Source organism: Spirosoma endbachense (genome assembly GCF_010233585.1).
Taxonomy (GTDB): domain Bacteria; phylum Bacteroidota; class Bacteroidia; order Cytophagales; family Spirosomataceae; genus Spirosoma; species Spirosoma endbachense.
The window spans coordinates 3,661,386-3,679,677 of the sequence record NZ_CP045997.1 but is presented as its reverse complement, the minus strand read 5'-3'; the positions used below and the strand labels follow the sequence as shown (position 1 = coordinate 3,679,677).

The 18,292-nt window shown below is 48.6% G+C and carries 13 protein-coding genes; 2 read left to right on the top strand and 11 right to left on the bottom strand.

Annotated features, from left to right (window positions below; genetic code table 11):
- Positions 1-5 precede the first annotated feature (5 nt).
- From GJR95_RS14695 to GJR95_RS14660, 8 genes are all read right to left on the bottom strand, one after another.
- Complete coding sequence (locus tag GJR95_RS14695; protein WP_162391712.1) at positions 6-2,129, bottom strand: S9 family peptidase; 2,124 nt, start codon at positions 2,127-2,129, stop codon at positions 6-8.
- Between the two features lie 166 nt (positions 2,130-2,295).
- On the bottom strand, positions 2,296-2,616 hold the full coding sequence (locus tag GJR95_RS14690; protein WP_162386582.1) for a heavy metal-binding domain-containing protein: 321 nt from the start codon (positions 2,614-2,616) through the stop codon (positions 2,296-2,298).
- A 233-nt stretch (positions 2,617-2,849) separates the two neighbouring features.
- On the bottom strand, positions 2,850-3,308 hold the full coding sequence (locus tag GJR95_RS14685; protein WP_162386581.1) for a hypothetical protein: 459 nt from the start codon (positions 3,306-3,308) through the stop codon (positions 2,850-2,852).
- Between the two features lie 497 nt (positions 3,309-3,805).
- The gene (locus tag GJR95_RS14680; protein ID WP_162386580.1) at positions 3,806-5,293 is read right to left on the bottom strand and encodes an MBOAT family O-acyltransferase; all 1,488 of its coding nucleotides are present in this window, start codon (positions 5,291-5,293) and stop codon (positions 3,806-3,808) included.
- 12 nt (positions 5,294-5,305) lie between these two features.
- Positions 5,306-6,379: a hypothetical protein gene (locus GJR95_RS14675; RefSeq protein ID WP_162386579.1), complete on the bottom strand. Its 1,074-nt coding sequence runs from the start codon at positions 6,377-6,379 to the stop codon at positions 5,306-5,308.
- Between the two features lie 64 nt (positions 6,380-6,443).
- Positions 6,444-8,873 (bottom strand): outer membrane beta-barrel family protein, encoded by a 2,430-nt coding sequence (locus tag GJR95_RS14670; protein WP_162386578.1) that lies wholly within the window; start codon positions 8,871-8,873, stop codon positions 6,444-6,446.
- A 902-nt stretch (positions 8,874-9,775) separates the two neighbouring features.
- On the bottom strand, positions 9,776-12,313 hold the full coding sequence (locus tag GJR95_RS14665; protein WP_162386577.1) for a carboxylesterase family protein: 2,538 nt from the start codon (positions 12,311-12,313) through the stop codon (positions 9,776-9,778).
- Positions 12,314-12,515: 202 nt separating this feature from the next.
- Positions 12,516-13,865 (bottom strand): alpha-L-fucosidase, encoded by a 1,350-nt coding sequence (locus GJR95_RS14660; RefSeq protein WP_162386576.1) that lies wholly within the window; start codon positions 13,863-13,865, stop codon positions 12,516-12,518.
- 281 nt (positions 13,866-14,146) lie between these two features.
- Between GJR95_RS14660 and GJR95_RS14655 the strand changes: the two genes are divergently transcribed.
- Both GJR95_RS14655 and GJR95_RS14650 read left to right on the top strand, forming a co-directional pair.
- Entirely contained in the window at positions 14,147-14,650 is a 504-nt protein-coding gene (locus GJR95_RS14655) for a lipocalin-like domain-containing protein (protein WP_162386575.1), read from the top strand.
- Between the two features lie 301 nt (positions 14,651-14,951).
- A complete protein-coding gene (locus tag GJR95_RS14650; protein WP_162386574.1) occupies positions 14,952-15,416 on the top strand; it encodes a lipocalin family protein in 465 nt (154 codons plus the stop codon).
- 78 nt (positions 15,417-15,494) lie between these two features.
- Here the strand turns inward: GJR95_RS14650 and GJR95_RS14645 are convergent, their stop codons facing one another.
- From GJR95_RS14645 to GJR95_RS14635, 3 genes are read right to left on the bottom strand one after another with little or no spacing between them, the layout of a single operon-like run.
- On the bottom strand, positions 15,495-16,172 hold the full coding sequence (locus GJR95_RS14645) for a uracil-DNA glycosylase family protein (RefSeq protein ID WP_162386573.1): 678 nt from the start codon (positions 16,170-16,172) through the stop codon (positions 15,495-15,497).
- Positions 16,169-17,050, bottom strand: coding sequence for a serine hydrolase (locus GJR95_RS14640; RefSeq protein WP_162386572.1), 882 nt, complete (start codon positions 17,048-17,050; stop codon positions 16,169-16,171). Before GJR95_RS14640 ends, GJR95_RS14645 begins: the two co-directional genes overlap by 4 nt.
- A 5-nt stretch (positions 17,051-17,055) precedes the next feature.
- Complete coding sequence (locus tag GJR95_RS14635; RefSeq protein ID WP_162386571.1) at positions 17,056-18,159, bottom strand: vWA domain-containing protein; 1,104 nt, start codon at positions 18,157-18,159, stop codon at positions 17,056-17,058.
- Positions 18,160-18,292: the final 133 nt, after the last annotated feature.

Genomic DNA, 18,292 nt, shown 5'->3' with positions numbered 1-18,292 from the left:
GACGCTTAACGAGGGCCCGGAGGGCAGTGTTGAAGCAGATAATTGGTGTACAACGTGTGCAGATGCTGCGATGTGCCCGGTCCTTCCGAAATGCTGTGTGTCCGGTTCGGATAAGGCATTACCTGAAACTGCTTGTTGTATTTGATCAACTCATTGATGAGCACTTCAGCATTGTCGTAATGGACATTATCGTCGCCAGTACCGTGAATATAGAGTAGGTTTCCTTTCAGGTTTTTGGCGTACGTAACGGGTGATCCGGCTACAAAATCCTCGCGGTTTTCCTGAGGCAGGCCCATATAACGCTCCTGATAGATATTGTCGTAGAAGAGCTGGTTGCCCACAGCGGCAATGGATATACCCGTTTTGTAAATATCCGGATATTGAAACAACAGGTGTAAGGTTGTAGAACCACCGCCACTCCAGCCCCATACGGCCACGCGGCTGGTGTCCATATAAGCATGCTGTGCTAATAATTTCTTAGCCCCCATCGCCTGATCGCGGATGTTGATACGACCAATCTGGCGGTAAATGGACTTGCGCCAGGCAGCACCTTTCAGGTTGGGCGTTCCCCGGTTGTCGAGGGCAACGTAGATGTAGCCCGCTTTGGCCATATCGCCCACGAACATGTTGTTGCTCCCCACCGAAAAAACATCATTGACTGTGCTGCTGGCTGGTTCGCCATAGACGAAAAAAACAACCGGGTATTTTTTCGTACTGTCGAAGTCGGTTGGTTTAGCCATCCACCCATCCACCGTAATGCCATCTTCGGTGGTCAGGTTGAAAAAGCTGACGTTTGATTTCGGAACAGGTTTAACCCGAGCGGCAATACTTTCTGATTCGATGACCGGTTTGTGGTCGGGGAGGGTTATCCATTCGCGCGCTGGGGGCGTTTGGTAGCTCGTAAATGTGTGCGTTGCCAGCCGACCGTTGGGCGAAATCGTATAGCCGTGCGTACCGGCCAGTCCGGCGGGTGTTACGCGCTCTGCTTTTCCCTTCCCATCCAGACGAGTGCGGTACAGATACCGCTGATTCGTGTTCTCGGGGGATGCGATGAAGTAAATTTGATTACTCGCTTCGTCGATGTGGCTGATTGTCGAAATATCGTAGGAACCGGGCGTTAGCAAGACCTCCTGTTTGCCATCGGCACTAACGCGGTAAATATGCCGCCAGCCGTCTTTTTCGGATACCCAGACGAACGCTTTGCCGCCGTTGAGCCACTCCCAGCCAGCAGGACCAGCAGGGCTCCAGCGGTCTTTGCCATCGATCCATGCTTTGTCTGTCTCCGTTGAAATGAGGCTGGACGAACCGTTGGTTGGGTTGCAACTAAATAACTTACTCTCGTTCTGTTTACGGTTCAATTGCTGGACAATAACAGCGTCCGTATTTGGGAACCACTCCATTCGGGTGAGGTAGTGCTGCTGCGGATCGCCTGGGATGGTCAGCCAGTTGGTGGCTCCACCAGTTGCCGCCACGATCCCAATCCGGGCAGGAGAAGGGTTCTCGCCAACTTTAGGATATTCAACGGGTACAATATGCGAGTAACTGGAGTCAGTTGTATTCAGCATCAGGTAGTCCCGGATGCGGGTGGCGTCAATTTGCCAGTAGGCAATGCGTTTGCTGTCGGGACTCCACCGAAAACCGTCACGGCAATCGAACTCTTCTTCATAAGCCCAGTCGAAGGTTCCATTAATACGCTTACGTGTACCATCGGTCGTGAGTTGAGTTCGCTTACCTGTTGCCACATCGTCTACGAACAGATTGTGATCGCTGACATAGCCTATTTTCCTGCCATCCGGAGAAAATTTCGCGTACATCAACGATTGAGCGGGTAGTGTCGATGCACCGGAACCAGCTCCGAGTTGCCGGAGCTGGCCACTTGTTCGGTTTAGCAGAAAGTAATCGCCCCGTGTATTGTATCGCCAGACACGCGCGGTGTTCGTGAAAATCAGAAGCTGACTGCTGTCGGGTGTGAACGCAAAATCCGTAATGACCAGCGGTTGGTCAGAACCTGGCTTACGGAATTTGTCTTTCGTGATCAATGGCGTTTTATGGCCAGTACGAATGTCTGTTCTAACCAGGTCGCCCTGTTCGACCGACGCGTAGGCATTGCCATCGGCTGACCAGTGCATCTGGCGACCGGGGATCTGAGCCAATGAAAGGGAAACAGATAAACCAAGCCAGGCCGTCAGCAGGGTTTGGCGAAATGAAAAGGGTGATGAAGTCACGAAAAAAGCAGCTTGTTTCGGTTAGCCAGTAAAGTTACACGAAATTCAGTATGCTGCCAGAAAAGAGGCTCTATTCAACAATAACAGCCGTGCCATTGGCGCTGACCATGAGCATAGCCCCGTTGCTGCCGATGGTCTGATAGTCTAAGTCGACTCCAATAACGGCATTGGCTCCAAGCCGGGTAGCCTGATCAATCATTTCCTTGATGGCAAAACTTTTTGCTTCGCGTAGCGCCTGTACATAGGCCCCGGAGTGGCCGCCAACTACATCCCGTATCGTAGTAAAGAAATCCTTGACGAGATTCGCGCCGATAATGGCTTCCCCGTTGACCAGACCGACGTATTGGGTAATTTGTTTGCCTTCGATGTTAGGAGTAGTGGTTATGAGCATTGACAGGAAGCGATGAGTGGTAAAGATCGTAAATATACAGTTGTCTGTTTATTCAACTGCGTGTTTCACGCCAATTAATACATAGACGGTCGTAGTTTATGCATTTAATAGCACGAATCGATCAATAGCCCGACTGGTTGAAGGGCTGGCAAGGCAGTACTCCTCGGCCAATTTAAACCTATAAGGTCTTTGAGACCTTATAGGTTTAAATTGGCCGAGGAGTAGTCTGAAGATCAGTATTGGGCAAGCAGGCTGTCGCGCTCCAGTGATTTAGTTACCAACACAATCCGCTCGGCTGTCGATGGCTCAATCCGGAATATCTCTGTCTGCTTAGCTGATTGGGTGCTTAACTCAATAATATATACGCCATACGGTAAGGCTGCCATATCGAACCGGCCGAAAAACTTGTTTTTGGTGACATAATTATCATACACTAGATCTTTGCTTTTTACGCTAAAAAGCCGAATTCGTAGCGGTTGAGTGCTATGCTTTTCAACGCGGACATTGATGGCCGGTCTGTTTTTATCCGGAAGGATTATAGCCCGGAAACTGACTGGATCAGTAGCAATAAAAGGTTTTCCCACATAGGTCTGAGCATAGATTGAGGGGGAGATCAGAAGAAAAAGGCCAAAGAGAGCCCGGCCGATGCTGGTGTACCAGCATTGGTTTGATGGAAGTAGTCTTGTTTTCATGGTGTGGATAGTTTTGAGAATGCTTTGTATATCAGGGTTGCATCATTGATAAGAAGTTATTCTACAGACATTATCTTGTTTTATTTATGAGTCGCTGTTAGTCAGGACATTGGCAACAAGCGTAGCAATAAATTTGTCTGTGTGATCAGGCTTGCTGTAGATCAGATAGCTATTGCCTATTTGGCCCTGTTGAATGGAGAGAATTGTGAACCCATGGCGAAGCATGCTTATAGGCTCCTGAGCGTCGGCCGTATTGCGTAATCCGGCTGTGCAGTTGTGGGTGAATACCCTTAGGGCTTTCGCTCAGTTTAGAAGCGTGCCACGGTTACTGATGATGTTCCTAATAACCACGGTCCGTCGTACGGTGGCACGCTTCTGGACAAAAGCCTATTCTTATTAAATGAAGCGTAGTGTATTAACGTTCCGAAACGGAAGTCCGGCCCATTTCGGAACGTTAAGAGTTTATTGGTAGGTGAAAAATAGAAGAAATCCGGGCGTTAAAATTGAAAATAGATAAACGATCCGCTGCTTTTCTGGGTCAGAATAACCAGGATCAGCATGATTGTCCAACCAAGACTGATTGCCCACCAGGGCAGGCGTTTCGACAATTGTACCAGCGAACTATTGCGCATAAACCAGTGACAGCCAATCAATGCCACGGTGATAATACTGACGGTCAGAATGGCCAGATTCGTGAGCATGGTCGCCCCATTGGGAATGATGCCAAACATGGCAAGCAGGAGCAACATGGCACCTTTAAACGTAGGAGCCCGAAAAAATACCCAGGTTATATTTACCAGAAAGAGCGTCAGTAAGGCAAGGCCAAATCGGGTAAATGAGTTGGAAACGGCTACTGGTGGAATAACCGAAGCCCGGCTAATCAGGGAGCCTTCGACCACCAGTTCAGTCACTTTCGCGCGTCGGCGGGCCGACCAGTCGCGCCATAACCGTTCGATGCACAGAAATAATCCGTGCAATCCGCCCCAAATCACAAATGTCCACGACGCTCCATGCCACAGACCACCGAGTAGCATGGTAATCATCAGGTTAACGTAGGTTCTAACCGATCCATGCCGATTGCCCCCCAACGGAATGTAGAGGTAATCACGCAACCAGGTCGAGAGGGTAATATGCCACCGACGCCAGAAATCAGAAAAACCAATGGCTGCGTAGGGGTAACGAAAATTTTCGGGCAGCACAAAACCCAGGCATAACGATACACCGATGGCGCAGGTCGAATAGCCCGCAAAGTCGCAGAATATCTGCCCCGAAAAGGCTAGTACACCCATCCATGCGTCGAGTGTCTGCACCGGGAACGGGAGCGAGAAAATCAGATCGGCCGTTTCGGCCAGCAGGCCATCGGCTATGGTGACTTTCATAAATAAGCCAAGCGATAGAAGAAATAATCCCCAGCTTAGTTGTTCGGCCGTTGCCCGACGTGGTGTCTTGAACTGCGGAATCAGATCCTCAGGGCGCACAATCGGCCCCGCAACCAGGTGTGGAAAAAAGGTTACGAATAGGGCAAAGTTCAGGAACGAGGGTTCAGGAGCAAACTTACGACGGTAGACATCCAGCGTGTATGAGAGTGTCACGAACGTGTAAAACGAAATGCCGACCGGTAGAATAATATCAGGCTTGGCTGCCTGAAAAACGATACCTACGGGTGATAATAACGCCGTAAAATTCTCCAGCAGAAAGCCGCCGTACTTAAAATAACTGAGCATGCCCAGGTTCAATACGAGGCTAACCGTTAACAGGAGTTTCCGGCGAAGCGGGCGCTGTTCGAGCGAAATCAGCCGGGCCATGTAAAAATCAACCACCGTCGAAAGCCAAAGCAGTAAAATGAACGGCGGATTCCAGAGTGCGTAGAACAAATAGCTGGCCAGTAGCAGGTTGATCTTTTTCACTTTCCACGAAAAAGGCAAATTGTGCAGCCCTAATAGTACAGCAAAAAAGATAATGAATGTGTAGGAATTAAAGACCATGAGTTGAGTGCGCTAAAGAGAGGAACTATTTTTTTTAGTCGGGCTGGACGAACTTCGGGGGATCGACCTGCTCATTTTTTTCTCAATAATCGGAATCAGATCTTCCGTGAAGCGAATAGCATCCTTTGGCGTCAGGTGCGACCATTCCGGGCACTGAAAACCAGTGAGAGCTGGGTAGTCTTCGAAAAAAATGCCGGGTGTCTGCGTATGAGCCAATAGTCGATCCCAGTACAATTCACGAGGGAACATCTGTTTTTCGATCTGCCGAAAAGGGCCATCCGACGGTGTTCGGATAAACACCACCTGACCTCCCCGCGCCCGGATCTGATCGACCGACTGCTTTGTCGAATTGAGAATTTCCAGCAAGGGCGGTCCCGCAATTGCCTGTTTGGGACTGTGTGCGCCAATATCCAGCCAGACGGCCTTTACCTTGTTTTGAATAGCTGTATCGGCAACAAATGCATCCGTCATTTTCGTTTGTCGGTCAATGTCAATTACCGCAAACTCAGGCGGGAATTTTGGGCCGCCCCACGCACCGGGCCGGGTCGGGATTGGCAGTAAATTCAGGAGCGGATTCAGGGCTAGTCGCTCGGCATCCAGAAATAGGAAATTAGCCTCCAATATCCGATTGATCTGAAAACTAATCTGTTGAGACAATGACCATTTAGGATAGGCCGTAACCCGATTAATTGCCTCTTTTTCGGGAAACGAACCGGTTGGCGTAAAAAACAGCCCTTCCGTTACGTCGATTAAGACTGTTCCTTTGAAGTTTTTGTCGTTGCCCAGATCGGTCAGCATGGGGCGAGGTGACGTACCAACCATCGATAGCTGAATGGGTTTTTGCCCGGTTATTCGTTCCCAGGTGCTCAGATCCAGGTCGAATTTGATGCGCGACGAGCCAATCAAAACAGGTCGTGCCGGACTGCTCTGGTAAATCAGTTTCCGTTTGCTGGCCCAAAGGCTTTCGTCGTCGTTGTACGATAATACGTAGTTCTCGTGACGCCAGTACAATTCCCAGCCAGCAATGAAGGCCAATACGAGCAGCAGCGTAAGCCCGGCGGCTTTTGAATAAGCGGTTGTTTTCATGAGCATGGTTAATAAATAGACAATACAACAGTGATCAGGTGAGCAGTCAGTTTACTATGAGTTGTTAATTTGCCCGTCGGGTCTCGTCATCGGAGCCGGTACGCCGTTGACGTTCGCCCTTCAGTTTCTGGTTGCCAAACGAGTAGGTCAGGTTCAGAAGGGCAATACGTGTGTCGAATGTCAGAACGCCTGCCTGTTGCCCATTTGCCGTTTCGACGGATGGGCGGAAACGATTGGTATGAAACACGTCCTGCACACTGAACTTGAGCTTGAGCGATGAAGAGACCGTTTTTTGAATGCCAGTATCCATAGCGCCTAACCAGGGCGACTGCCAGATGCCGTTTACAGCGGGCGTACTGACCCATCCGTTGAGTTCGGCCGTCCAGCCGTGGCCCAGCGTAAACGCGTTGTTGCCGTTCAGCCGCCCTGCTAGGTTCTGTACCTGCAGAACGGTTCCTTCGTAGTCATATTCAAAGCGGTTATAGTAGCCCAGTACATTGGTTTGTAGCTGCCAGCCTTTCACAACGGTCAGTGGCCAGCTCAAGGTCAGGGTGTAGCCCTGGGCACTACCCAGGTTTTCAGTCGTGACGTAGGTCTTATTGCCTTCCAGTGCATGGATCGTAAAGAACATCAGGTCAGTTGTGTAATTGGCTCCCAATGACCCGAACATGCCGTTTTTTAAACTTAATTTCCCTTCCAGCGCATGCGTAAACTGAGGTTTCAGGTAGGCGTTCCCCTGGCTATAGGCGTATGGGTCTACATACCCTCTGGCCGGATTCAGGTTCTGGTAGTTCGGCCGGTCGATCCGGTAGCTATAAGAAAAGGTAAACGTCTGGTTCGCCGACAGAGGCCGCGATACAAACACACTCGGAAACCACTTTAAATAATCTCGAACCACAACCTGATTCAGCGTTAGTGAGTTACCTTCTGAATGAGTGTGCTCGGTTCGTAAACCTACCTGAACCGCTGAATTCCCCCACTTTCCCGACACGCTGGCATAAACAGCATTGACACGCTCGGTATACTGAAAATGGTTCGATAGGGTAAGATCAGGCACTAACACTCCATCTGGGCCGCTGCTCAGACGAAGATCGTTGTCGGTTTGAACCGATGCACTTTTCAGGCCGGTTTCCAGCTTCCAGCCTTTCGATAGCGGACGACTATAATCGGCCTTTACCGTGCGGATGTCCACTGTAGATGGCTGTGTAATCAACAGCCCGCCGGTTGGCGGATTGACATCGCTGGTGGCAATAAGCGTTTCGGTTAAGAGGCTGTTCGAATATTGACGATTAAAATGGCCAATGTCGAAGTCGGCGGATAGCTGACCGCCCTTTTCGCCGAACGAATGTTGCAGATTGAGATTGCCAATCTGATTTTGCGAAACCGTTGAATACGTTTTTTCAGTCGATGTCTGGAGGTAAACCGGCTGACCATCGCCCCGCCGGAAACTTGCCCCCGCCGGTCCATGTTCGTGATGATCGCTCCAGAAACCCGTCCACACCACGCCTATTGTTGTCGTTTTAGACGGCGAAAAATCAAGCCCTGCTTTGGTATTCTGGCCCAGGTCGCGAAAAATCAGGTGCGTATATTGGCTGACCACGTTACGCCGTGCCGGATCAGTCGCACTGGGATCAGGCTGATTGCGGTCCAGCTTAAAATCCCAGTAATTACCGCCCCGGTTCAGGCTGTAATTTCCAAACAGGTTCAGTTTCGGCGTGCGGTGATTGAGTTGCAGACTACCCCGTTCCCGATCATATTGGCCCGTTCCGCCAGCCACTGATACCGAGCCATTGGTGCCAACACTGTTATTCTTTTTGAGCCGTATGTTGATAATGCCCGAATTTCCGGCTGCGTCATACTTCGCTGAAGGATTCGTGATGAGTTCGATTTTCTCAATGTTATCACTCGACATGCTCCTCAGCAGCGCAATGACATCCTGCGCTGAGAGATACGTCTGTTTTCCATCGATCTGAACAATAACACCATCTTTTCCCCGAAGCTGGAGCCGCTCGTTTTGATAGTCTACCGTTACACCCGGCGACTTTTCGAGCACTTCGAGCGCTGTACTGCCGCTACCGACAATACTATTGGCAACGTTGATGACCATACGGTCGAGTTGCTGCTCAACGAACGGCTTTTTGGCCGTTACCTGTACTTCGGCCAGTTTACCCGTAATTTCAGACAAGGCCAGCGTCGGAACATGAGTGGGTGTATTGCTGACATCCAGGATCATTGAATGCATTTTCTGATAGCCAACGGCCGTAGCCCGCACGATATACTGCCCAATCCGAACATTCTCAAAGGCGTATGCTCCCTGCTGATCACTGGCTGTTCCTTTGGCCGTACTCGAATCACGGGCGTTGAGCAAGGCCACACTCGCATAGGGCAGGGGTTTGCCGGCACCGTCGCGAATGGCTCCTGTAAGTGTCGTTTGTCCGGATGCCTGGCTAAACAATAAGATGATTATGGCAAAAGTCCATTGTGCTGATTTCATGATAATTAGGTGTGGATAAACGCTTCCTGTCAGGATGGCGCATGGATTAATTTACTCCTGAAAACTGTGCGAATGATCAGTTTTACGGCCAGCTAGGTACTGTGTAAAGCTGAGGTAGAGGTCGATCGTATAGGTCAGAATCCATATATCGATTTTATCGATATATGGATCAACATCTCGATCCGTCCTTCTGATAGAGTGTCTATTATTCGCTTGCTCATTTTTAATGAGCTATGCCTATGTTCAGCGCAGGAAAGTATACGTTCATAATGGTGTGGTTTAAGTATTCAGTAAATGGATTTTTCGTTTTCTGATGAGTCGTTGAAAATCAGGTTGTTGGAAACAGGGCTGTTCCAGCAATGCACAGTAGGGCTACGACACTTTGGCAGTTGGCCAAAAGAAAGCAGGAAATGACAGCTACAACGCTACCGACCAGGCTCAACAACGAGCCTGGAAAAGAACAACTGCTTTAAATCGTTACAAAAAAGAAGAGCCTTAGCTCGACAAGGTGTCAGGAGCTTGAATCGTTATACGCGAAACCAACAACCAGTTCAGGTTTTGGAGAAGATAAGGTAAAGACCACTCAACTAACCGGCTACAGGGGGTCTCTAGGCAAGGGTAGGCACCGGCATACTTGTTTAGTTGCAGAATAAAAATAAGTATTTTTACGGATATTGATTGAGTAGTTTGAGCGAACGGTAAGTTCGGTAAACCTATTTATGAAAACCTACCGTTCACTCAATAAATTAGATCTTTGATCGCTTGATTATGGGTATTTATTTTTATTAACATACTTATAATTAGACATTTAATCAAATGGTGGGCCAATTACCAGGCAGTGCTAAAACCGCTCGACTTGAAGCGTCTTTGTGGGTGATTCACCACCCTGTTATTTCTGTAGCTTACTCATTCAGAACGGTATCGTTACCAATCAGTTTCCAGGAGTTGTCGAAGAAACCAGCCTGCTTTATGCTTTTACTGCCGGTCTTTAGCATGTCCAGGCTGAAAATCATAAAATCAGGAAAACCGCTTGCCCCGGCAAAATATTGATTCGCGGAAGCTGCTTTCAACCCTTTCAGACCCGTTCCACCAATCACGGCCACCGACGCAATAGGCGATCCTTTGATTGGCCAGACAAAATACGTGGCCAGATCGTCGCCTTGCCAGCTCTGGCTCCCTGCGCGAATCAAATTTCGCTCGACCTGAATTGGGCAGTCGTTTAACAGGAGTTTCCAGGCGGCATTTGTGCTGGCGTTGCCGAAGAGAATAATTCCCCGGTCGGCATATTTCTGAAGCGAAAACTCTTTGTCAGCTACAATGTCTACAGCACCATTGCCCCGATAATACCATGTTTCAGCATCATAGCGGGCTTTCTGAAGACTCCACTCGTTTTCTTCTTTGGAGCCAAGTGTACTATACACAAAAACCATTCGGTTTGTAAAGGCATCTTTAAATGTTCCATAGCGATGCGGTCCTTTTTGGGCTAAATCGGGCTGTTGAGTGATCAACCATTGACCATTATCCCGGCGCAGAAATAAACTATCGTTCGTACTCTTCGTCGTGTAATCAACGGCTGTCATCCCGTCGAGTGTGAGCTTGATGCGGGCATTTGCGCCAAAATCAGCCAGTTTTATTTTCAGCAGATGGACGTTTTCGGTCGAACCCGTAATGGCCGCTTTCGTCCGGTTGAGTTTTATTCGACTGTATTGCAGTGGCTGGTTTTGCTGTTCGATGGAAGCCCAGTAATAAGAGGACGAAATACCTGGGCTGGAGGTCATAAAATCAATGGCATTCACCGTCGAATCGACGGGTCGCTGATGCCATTTGAAGAAATCGAATAAGGGTTTCCAGTCTACACTCTGGTCGCCAAACCAGTGTTCGCCGTTAGGATACTCATAATAACTCAGATCGGAATGAAAATTGCCCAATAGCTTCCGCATCTGGCGCGCATACGTTACGGGCACTGTTTTATCGGCATCGCCATGAAGTACATAGATACCCAGTGGTTTATAGTTGCTGACCAATTTCAGTACATCACTCTGATTGCCAGCCCGCAACAACATGCGCTCTATCGGATTATTGCTGCTATCGGGAATGACGCCGTCGGCAGAGCCATATTCTTTTAAGGTCGGATAGCCCGCGCAGGGAGCAATACCAGCCCATTTATCAGGGTAAGTCACTCCCAGAAACCAAGTCCCATGCCCACCCATCGAGTGTCCGGTCAGATAGATGTGCTGTGGATCTGGTTTGAATCTGTTTTTGGCGATCGACAGCACTTCCAACGCATCTAATCGTCCCCAATCTTCCCAGTTGAAGCCACGTGGCCGCCGGTTCGTAGCCGCTACTAAGGTGCCCCAGTCTTTGGGTTTGTAGGCTCTGGCCTGCCCAATTGCTTCGACACCAGCGCCATGCACAGAGAGAAACAACGCAGCGTTCGTTGTGTTGGCGGAGGATTGTGGTGTAACGGCATAATATTGCAAACTGCCATCGATCGTACTGGTAAAGGTGCTGCTGTATGACTCGCCAAGAGCAACAGCTTCAATAGTCACCTTCGATTCGTCCATGGATTTACCCTTTTTGAGCAACGTAATGGCGCAATCATACTTGCCTTTGGCGCTCACACCACTGCCATCGAACGTAAAAGGCACCTTTCGAATCGACAGGGCCGGAATCGATGGGAGGAGGGAGGTCACTTCTTTCCCTGCCAGTTTACTCGTTAGCTGCAAACCCGTTAAGGGCTGATCGGACGTATTGACGATAACCACAGCCCCCTGCAAATTCGCGTTCTGGCCTCCCGGAACAATACTGGGAAGCGTAGGGTCATCTGTATTGAACAAAACAGATTTTTCAGGGAACGTCAGACTGGCAACGATCGCCATACCGCGTACATAAAATTCGTTGAGCCCCTTTTTTAATTTTACCGGTAAGGCCAGATAGCCCATACTATAAGCATCGCCCATGTGTAGTTCACCATTGACATACACATTGCTGTTGCCTTTGATGTTTAGCAGAGCCGTTTGCTCTTTGGGAGAGAAATAGGTCAGGTAAATATAACCACCGCCATTTCCAATTCCTCCCCGACTGTTTCCAGGTGTAATCCCCGGCCCGGCGGGACCGCCCTGTCCACCTCTAAATCCATTTCGACTCCGAAGCCGGTTCAGACTATCGGCTACAATTGGCTGCCATTTTATTTCCTGACCTTGTTCAGTTGTGCCGAATACCGATCCTTCCGTTGGCTGTTTGAGCGTATTTGTATAGAGCTGGTAGGCTAGTGGGTCCATATAAATGGCTTCCCGACCATATCGACTACCCGTGTTGGCTAGTAGCCCTTTGGTGAACTGATAGACGTTTGGCCCTGATTTTGGCGTAACGGGAACCTGTGCCTGAATGAAGTAAAACGTAGAAAATAGGAAGCCGATGGTGTTTATTAACCTATGCATGTTGAGAAGTATCGATCAATCTCTGAGGTAGATTCTGAACGGTAATACTACGATCAGGGGAAAGATTTTACAAATAAAACCCATTCTGCCGCCGATTTAGGCCAGTCAAAATGCCGATGGCCGCAGTATCTTCGCGGCCATCGGCAAAAAATAACCCATAAAGACGCTTAGCGGTTTCAACAGAAAACGAAAGCCTGCCCACTTATTTCTTAGCTACTTCGGGAGCCATTTCCAGTTCAATGATTGTATCGGTGGCATCAGCTGAGGGTGCCGAATTCATGGTTAACACAATGCCTTCGGGCGTTTGAACGACCTTTACCGGGCTCTTGTCGGCAAACAGTTTAGCCGAGCGGATTTTGCCGGAAACGGGCGGGAGCGTTAGCTGGCGATCTTCCCAGTTGAGGATATGAACAAAAACGCGGTTGCCTACGGCGGTTGTGACGCCCCAGTCGCGGGCGGGAACCGGTCCTCCGCGCGTACCATAGATGGTTTCGCCATTCTTCTGCATCCACTGCCCCACTTCGGCCAGCGTTTTGACAAACTCAGGTTGGATTTTACCATTGGGCATTGGTCCAACGTTTAGCAGAAAATTGGCGTTATGACCGGCAGCCTTCACCAGGTACTGCACCAGATCTTTTGTGCTTTTGTACCGGTTATCTTTGATGTTAAAACCCCAGGCCCCATTCATTGTTTCGCAGGTTTCGAGCGGCAACTGCCCAATAACCGACTCTCCGCTGAAACCAGTCTTGTTTTGCCCCGGCAGGTCTTTCTCAAACATCTGGAAATCTTCACCGGGGAAAGGGGCAACGTGGTGATTATTACCAATCAATGCCGCAGGCTGAAGCTTGTGAATGAGGGAGTAAGTCCGATCGAGTTTCCAGTCGACAACGGTTTTATGCGGATCATTTTTATCATGGGCCGACTGATCCCACCAGCCATCGAACCAGATGCCACCAACGGGACCATAGTTGGTCAGCAGTTCGGATAGTTGCGTATCCATGTAGGTGAGGTACTTATCGAAATCACCACTTTCGGGTCGGCCTGCCGTTTTGCCGGTCTGTCCGCGGGGGAAGTAATCGGGATGGTGCCAGTCGAGGTGGGAGTGGTAGAAAAACAGTTTGATACCCTGAGCGCGGCACTCGTCGGCTAGTGCTTTCAGCACGTCTTTTTTGTAGGGTGTTCGGTCAACTATATCGTAATCAGACACTTTGGAGTCATACATCGCAAAGCCATCGTGGTGCTTGCTGGTAATGGTGATGTATTTCATTCCTGCATTTTTAGCCATAGTAACCCATTCTTTGGCATCGAAGGCAGTGGGGTTAAAAAACGTCGGGAGTTTTTCGTAGTCTTTGATCGGAATCTGCCGCTGGTTCATCACCCATTCTCCATCCCCCAAAATACTGTAAACACCCCAGTGAATGAAGAGGCCAAATTTATCGTCCTGAAACGCTTTCCGGGCAGCCAGATTGTCGGGCGTTGGTTGATAACTGGTTTGGGCTGATGTCTGGCTGAACAGGCCGAAAGACAGAAGTAGAATGAATAAAATACGCATGAGTCAGAAGAATTACAGTTACGTTATTAGGACTTTTCGCTTGGGGTAACGGCGGACCGTGGCTCTCAGCGAATGGCCTAGTTATGCAGAATTTGTTGACTTTAAAAGAAATGGCAATGGCTTTTACTAAAAAAATAGGTGTGCAACCAATTCATCCTGCTCTTATGACACTTCGTTAATAGGATTTTACGATTCAACCCGATTGCCCCTGTCGATCATCTGTAGCCCCGATACTTTTGTTTCGAAACTGAAAAAAACTCAAGCAGTAGAAACAAATAAACATGATGAAATTAGGTCGTTTACTCACGTGGGCATTCGTACTGGCAATGCCACTCTGGTTCGGAAGTTGTAAGAAAGAGAATGGCGGTGGTGATGTCGTGACGCCAAATTCGGTGGAAGGAAGCTGGAAAATTTCCGGCATGAAATTGAAACAGGGCAACCAGACCGAAGATTACCTCGAACTTATTAAACAATATGTTGGTGCTGATGCCATTACCTGCCTGACCGACAGCAAGATTACGTTCAATAGCAATGGTAAAGTGACGGGTGTTGCCTCACCAAAATGTCAGTCGGGTGATGCCGACGATTTCAATCCGGCAACGGATAACTCAACCTGGAAAGTAACGGGAGATAAGTTGACAATTACAGACAGCGACGGTCCACAGGTATATGATTTGACCGTGAGTGGCAGCGCAATGACCTGGAGCGTTACTGAACAGGATGATCTTGATGGCGATGGGAAAAACGAAACCTACACAACTGTCATCGAATTTAAGCGCGCATAAGGCATATTCTCTCTTTACTGAAAAAAGCAGTCCGTTGTCAAATGGACTGCTTTTGTTTTTAGTCGGCGTTAGAGTCAGACCTTTGACCATCATCGTTTGCCTTGGCACGAACTGAGGCTAAAAGCCTGAGATCGATTGTGTTGGTCGAATAGATTTTGACGTTGTATTTTCACTTGCCTGAGAATTAAGTTACGTTTGTATCCTATCTTTAGCGATACAGATCATGGCTGTTGTTTGTGAGAATTCACTGATGAATAGATACAGATTACGGCACTGGTCTGGCTGTATTCTTATTCTGACTATGATAGGGTGGCTGGGAAGCTGTAGAAAAGATGACAGCGACGCTATAAAAGCTTCATCAATTGAAGGAAGCTGGACTATTTCGGCCTATAAGGTAGACCCAGCTGTAGATTTGCTGGGAAATGGGCAAAAAACGGCCGATTTGTTCATCTATTACGGTGCCTTTTTGGGAGATGATGTTATTAAATGCGTCAAGCAGGCAAAAATTACGTTCAACGCTGGAGGAAAAATAACTACTACACCAATCGCTTCCTGCTCAACCGTAAGAGAAGGACCAATTGAAGATGGCTCGAACTGGACATTGACCGGGTCAAAACTGACAATTATCAACAGCCGTAGTACGAAATCGTACGATGCCGTTGTAAGCAGTAATACGCTAAAAATGTCTAAAGCTGAGAGTGATGATTTTGATGGTGATGGGAAACTAGAGCCTGTTGTGTTTATTCTGGAACTGATCAGGCTATAAAATCAGGACTTACGCTGAGAGCTGACAAACGTATAAGCGAAGTACGTTTATAAAACGGCTTGCCGACTTTTATGCGCCCTATTCCAGGCAGTCGTACAGGGTTGAAATGTAGCGTTCGAGATAAACGGGAACATCTTTCGTTTTATACTGTAGAATGTAACGCGGGTGATCGAGTGTGACAATGCGGTCGAAGAAATGCTGCTGGTCGTTTAGGCGACGCAGATATGTTTCGTTTTTGCGACCCAGACACACAGCTATCCGCCTATCGTAGCCAAAGTCGATCTGCGTTCGAACGGTTTCTGTAATCGCGGGCCAAAGCGCTTCGGTAGTCGTACGGTCATCGTAGAAATTGTAATTTTTCCCTGATTTGGTCAGAGCGAGCGGAAACAGAGAGGTCAGAAAGAAACGACCATAAAACGCCTTAGCGCCACCGAAGGCTTCGACAACCTGATAAATAAACCGGCTGGAAAGTTCGGGGGTATCGGGCAGGTTATTGTCAATGCCACAATATCGGCGGAGATTCTGGGGTGTTGTGAACGAAATCCCCGTTACACCCGCTCCAAATCGACCGGGATTGATCCCCAGAACGAAAATCCGGGGCATGTTATCATTGAAAAAACGGCTGTAAAATTCGCTGACCAGATGCTGTACTACCGGTTCCTGATACGGATTCATAACGCCGATGTCGGGCGGCAGATTGGTCGGTGCAGCAAGCGAATTGTAATAAGCAATGGCTTTATCAGCGAAGTTGATCATTGGTGGGAGTAATAGGTATAACAGATTAATGCAATCTCGCCAATAATTCGCTCCGCTTCTGGCTGGGCAACACCTTCCACAAATACAGACAACAAAAAGGGTTGATTTTGGCTACCCGATTTTGCGTACACAATGCCAACATCGCCCCGCACGTAGGTCAGCGTGCCGGTTTTGTGCGCTACAACCGTTCCTTTGGGCAACAAACCGGGGATCGTCTTCGTATCTTCGTTTTGCTTCAGAATATCGATCATCTGATCGCAGAGTTCGGGTGTTGCGACTTGCTTTCGGTAAATTTTCTCCAGCAACTGACTCATTTCCCGCGCTGTCACGTAATTATCGCGACCTTGCCGGGCAGCCAGCGTATCCATCATAACCCGGTTAAGCTGGCTTTGTGCAAGACCAAGCTGATGAATGCGCTGGTTGATAGCATCGCGACCCAGTTCGTTGATAAAGATGTTGGTTGCCGTGTTGTCGCTAAAAACCATCATGAGTCGGAGCATGTCGCGGTAGCTGACGCGGCTACGGTGTGAATAGGTTTTCAAAACACCATCGCCACCGGTTTTTTCGGAGTCCGTCAGGATATGAATCTCGTCCAGATCGAGCGTTCCGGCTTTTACCCGCTCCATTGCTTCGATCATGATCGGCAGTTTGATCACGCTGGCGGATGGTACCCGTTCATCGGCCCGCTCATAAAACGACAAGCTGCTGTCGGCCAATGATTTAGTGGCAATGCTGATCCGGGCGTTTTTGGGTAATCGATGGATATAGGCAGTCAGCGAGTCGGTTAGAGGTTGGCTAAGTGCATTCGTGACCATACTGAGAAACAAAAACAAAGTCGGGAGGAGTGTCCCGACTTTATTCGATACGGCTGATAGCATACGGCTTATTTGATATTCTTCCGACGGTTTCGCTGAAAATCTTCAAACATCATATTGCCAAGACCCTGCAAGCCACTGTAGTAAGCCCGACCGTTGTTAACCTTCGTAAACTCCTGCACAAATTGCTTCAGATACGGATCGGAGGCAATCATAAAGGTCGTGATCGGAATCTCCAGTCGACGGCATTGGGCAGCCAGCGTCAGGGTTTTGCTGACAACCTTGCGGTCAAGGCCAAATGAGTTTTTATAGTATTTGATCCCTTCTTTCAGACACGTTGGTTTTCCATCCGTGATCATGAAAATCTGTTTGTTCTTGTTTTTCCGCCGACGCAGTAAATCCATGGCAAGTTCCAGCCCGGCCACGGTGTTCGTGTGATACGGGCCAACTTCCAGATAGGGGAGTTCTTTCGCCTGAATCTGCCAGGCATCGTTGCCAAACACAACAATATCCAGCGTGTCTTTCGGGTATTTCTGTTTAACCAGTTCGACCAGCGCGAGGGCTACTTTCTTCGCAGGTGTAATCCGATCTTCGCCATACAGAATCATCGAATGGCTAATGTCGATCATCAACACGGTCGATGTCTGTGTTTTCTGCTCTTTCTCTGTTACTTCAAGATCGCGCTCCATGAGTTGGAACTCTTCGACACCGCTGTTGATCTGGGCATTTTTGATCGATTCGGTCATCGAGATTTGCTCTAGTGTATCACCGAATTGATACGAACGGAGATCGCTGCTGAGTTCATCGCCAGTACCGGTGTAGGGTGTGTTGTGATTCCCGCCCGACTTGGAGCGTTTGAGCTTCCCGAAAATTTCTTCCAGAGCGCTCCGGCGAATGGTTTGTTCGCTTTTGGGCGTCATCACAATGCGACCTTCTTCATTTTCTTCGGTCAGATAGCCTTTTTCTTTCAGGTCATCGAAGAAATTGCCAATCCCGTACTTATCATCGGTAAGGCCATATTGCCGGTCAAGCTGGCTCATCCACGACATTGCCTGCTCCACATCACCGGAAGTTAGCAGCAGCAATTGCTGGAAAATATTGAGCAGTTGGTCGAATTTATTGCCTTCCTTCTGTTCGGGTGGTACGTAATCGGAAAATTGAAAGCCTTTCATCAGTAAAGTCGTTTTTTGTCAGTGAAGAAACGTAAAGTAGTACTTCTCCAACGTATCAGCAAGGTATTGGGTCTCGTTATTCGCTAAAATTGGTGAGAAGAAGGCATATTTTAGTACTCAGAGAACAGCGAGG